Source organism: Variovorax sp. P1_H12_2, assembly GCF_056405335.1.
This window is the reverse complement of record NZ_JBFUCI010000525.1, coordinates 1-3,831: the sequence shown is the minus strand read 5'-3', so window position 1 is coordinate 3,831 and position 3,831 is coordinate 1. Positions and strand designations below refer to the sequence as shown.

General features: G+C 65.8%; 3 protein-coding genes. All 3 read right to left on the bottom strand.

What is annotated here, in order from left to right; genetic code table 11:
• On the bottom strand, positions 1-514 hold a 514-nt coding region (locus AC1D2K_RS31585; RefSeq protein WP_478093990.1), incomplete at its 3' end, for a hypothetical protein.
• 196 nt (positions 515-710) lie between these two features.
• Entirely contained in the window at positions 711-2,372 is a 1,662-nt protein-coding gene (locus AC1D2K_RS31580) for a 3-(methylthio)propionyl-CoA ligase (RefSeq protein WP_478093988.1), read from the bottom strand.
• A gap of 22 nt (positions 2,373-2,394) precedes the next feature.
• A partial coding sequence (locus AC1D2K_RS31575; protein ID WP_478093986.1) for an efflux RND transporter permease subunit occupies positions 2,395-3,831 on the bottom strand: 1,437 nt, incomplete at its 5' end.

Sequence of the window (3,831 nt, the reverse complement as noted above, 5' to 3'; positions counted from 1 at the left end):
AGGCAACGCCGGTGGTGACGTGCGGATTGAAATGTTCACCGGAAGCCTTAAGCACGAACACGGAAACGTACTGAATGAGCATCGGGTCGATGACAGGGTCATCGGGTGTCGTGACGAACGCGGCCGAGTCGCCGGTCTCGGTCGTAAACGGCGTCACCGCCTCGATCAGCGCCTCCTGCAGCTGGAGGAGCTGAGGCGTGGACTTCGCGACGATGCCGGCCAGCCCGATCTCCTGGCTCGGGATGTAGTAGTACTTGATGGCCTCCAGCTCCATGTCGCCCAGTCGGGTTCCAGCGACGACCTTTTCGACCGCGGCATACACCTCGTCCAGGTCCGCGGTGCGGACGAACCGCTGCACCAGCGTGACGTGCGGGCGGTGGGTCGCGTCCAGAGCAAACCCCTTGGGGAAAACCTGAAGCAGGCGAGCGTTGTTGGCTTCAGCGTGCTCGAGCATCCTGGCGTCTGGCTCGAGCAGGATGTCGATCGCTGTGACGGGATTGTTCGGGATGGTCATGTCTTCAATCCCCGGCTTCCGAGGCCGGAGACCCCTTGTCATCTGCGACCCGGTGCGGTGCAGAGCGCCCCGCATCGCGGCAGAAAGGATTCAGTATAGGCATCCATCCAGGACAGGCAAGGTCTGCTGTGGGGCGGCAAGACCCACGGATGTCCGCGGCCAGGCCAGTTGGCAAAACACCGCGGAACGTTCCTGGTCATGACACATCGCGGCGGGCTGAAGGCGCCGGCAACGGATGGTCCCGGTACAACTCTCGCAGCCGGTTCTTCAGCATCTTGCCGGTGGCACCCAGCGGGATGGCGTCGACAAAGACCACGTCGTCAGGCGTCCACCACTTGGCGATCTTGCCTTCGTAAAAGCCCAGCAACTCGTCGCGCGACAAGGGCTGGTCCGGCTTCCTCACCACCACCAGCAGCGGGCGCTCGTCCCACTTGGCGTGGGGCACCGCAATGCAGGCGGCCATGGCCACCTGCGGGTGGGCCATGGCAATGTTCTCCAGATCGATGGAACCGATCCATTCGCCGCCGGACTTGATCACGTCCTTGCTGCGGTCGGTGATCTGCATGATGCCCAACTCGTCGATGTTGGCTACGTCGCCGGTGGGAAACCAGCCCTTGCCCTCGGCCTTCACCAGCGGCGAGTCGCCCTCGCCGCGGAAGTATTGCGAGACCACCCAAGGGCCACGCACAAGCAGATCGCCGCTGGCCTGTCCATCCCAGGGCAGCTCGGCGCCGTCCTCGCCGACAATCTTCATGTCGACGCCGAATACGGCGCGGCCCTGCCTGGCCTGCACCGCGTAGCGCGCCTCTTCCGGCAAGGACTGATGTGCAGGCTTGAACGTGCACACCGTGCCCATCGGGCTCAACTCCGTCATGCCCCAGGCATGCAGCACCGCGACACCGTAGCGTTCCTGGAAGGCGCGCATCATCGATGGCGGGCAGGCCGATCCGCCAATGATGGTGCGACGCATGGTGCGGAAGCCGAGCTTGTTGGCCTCGACGTGCGCCAGCAGGCCCTGCCACACGRTCGGCACACCGGCCGAGAGCGTGACGCTTTCGCTTTCGAACAGGTCGTGCAGCGACTTGCCGTCCAGTCCGGGTCCTGGAAACACCAGCTTGGCACCGACCATGCAGGCGACGTACGGCAGGCCCCACGCGTTGACGTGGAACATCGGGACCACCGGCAAGATCGTGTCGCGGGCCGAGCAGTTCAACATGTCGGGCAGCGCCGCCGCGAAGGTGTGCAGCATCGTCGAGCGATGGCTGTAGAGCACGCCTTTCGGATTGCCCGTGGTGCCGGAGGTGTAGCAGAGCGACGAAGCGGTGTTCTCGTCGAACTCCGGCCACGCGAACCGGTCGCTGCCCTCGTCGATCAGGTCCTCGTAGCACAAGAGGCCCTCGATGCGGCTGTCCTTGGGCATGTGCTGACGATCCGTCATCGCGACGAAGTGGCGGATGGTCTTCACGCGCGGCGCGATCGCCTCCACCAGCGGCAGGAAGGTGAGGTCGAAGAACAGCACCTGGTCCTCGGCATGGTCGGCGATCCACACCAGCTGGTCGGCGTGCAGGCGCGGATTGAGCGTGTGCAGCACGGCGCCCGATCCCGAGACCGCGTAGTAGAGCTCCATGTGGCGATGCCCGTTCCAGGCCAGTGTGGCCACCCGATCCGAGCGCGTCACATCCAGCGAGGCCAGCGCATTGGCCACGCGGCGCGAGCGCGCAGCCATGTCGCGGAAGGTGTAGCGGTGGATGCCGCCCTCGACACGTCGGGAAACGATCTCCTGCTCGCCGTGGTGCCGCTCTGCATGCGTGAGCAAGGAGGAAATCAGCAGCGACTGCTGCATCATGAGTCCGTTCATTTGTCTTTTCCTTTGAATGAGATCAGGCCGGCACCAGCGTGGCGTCGGGATCGGTCTGTTYTTCTTTCCTGAAGTGCCGGTCGCTCAGCAGGAAGTGGGACAGCGCCGGGATCAGCACGAGMGCGCCGACCATGTTCCACAGGAACATGAAMGTCAGCAGGATGCCCATGTCGGCCTGGAACTTGATCGGCGAGAAGGCCCAGGTGATCACACCGGCGGCCAGCGTCACGCCGACGAGCGCGACCACGCGGCCGGTGAAGAGCAGCGCATCGCTGTAGGCCYGTGCCAGGCTCAGGCCGCGGCGCTGYCCGGCCAGCTGCACGCTCAGCAGGTACAGCGCGTAGTCGACGCCGATGCCCACGCCGAGCGCGATCACCGGCAGGGTCGCGACCTTCACGCYGATGCCCAGCAGCACCATCAGCGCCTCGCACAGGATCGAGGTGATGACCAGCGGGATCACCGCCACCACCACCGCGCGCCACGAGCGGAAGGTCAGGAAGCACAGCGCGATGACCGCGGCATACACGTACAGCAGCATCGTGCGGTTGGCCTCGTGCACCACGATGTTGGTYGCCGCCTCGATGCCGGCCGAGCCGGCGGCCGGCAGCACCTGCACCACGGCGGGGTCGGTCGGATGCTCGGCGACGAACTTCTCCACCACGCGCARYACCTGCTGCAGYGTCTCKGCCTTGTGGTCGGTGAGGTAGGCCACCAGCGGCATCACCGAGCATTCGGTGTTGAACATCTCCGGGTTGTTGACCGTGGCCTGCTGCGCGCCGTAGTTCAGGATGTCCTGGTTGCGCGAGATGGTCTGCCACTTCGGGTTGCCTTCGAAGGAGCCGGCGGTGATCTGCCGCACCACGTCGGTCAGCGCGATGGTGGTGCGCACCTGCGGCAGCTGCTGCAGCTCCCARGCCAGRCGRTCGACGTGCACCAGCGTGTCGTACTTGAGGCAGCCTTCCTTCGGCGTCTTGATGATGACCGCGAACAGGTCGCTGGACAGCGAGTAGTTCTTCGTGATGAACGCGTTGTCGCGGTTGTAGCGCGAGTCCGGCCGCAGCTCCGGCGCGCCGGGGTCGAGGTCGCCGACCTGAAGCCGCGTGCTGATCGCATAGCCGCCGACSGTCAGCGCCAGCGAGCCGAGGATGGCGGCGAGCGCCCAGCTGCGCTTTTCCGCGAAGTGGCCCAGGAGGCGCCAGACGCGCCCCCCGCGGCCGGCGGCCTGTTCCTGTTCCAGCTCGAGACTGCGGGCGGCCGCGGCCGGGCTCACGCCGACATACGACAGCAGCACCGGCAGCAGCAGCAGGTTGGTGAAGATCAGCACCGCGACGCCGATGCTGGCGGTCAGCGCCAGTTCGCGGATCACCGGGATCGGGATCAGCATCAGCACGCCGAAGCCGATCGCGTCCGCCAGCAGCGCGGTGACGCCGGCGAGGAACAGGCGGCGGAAGGTGTAGCG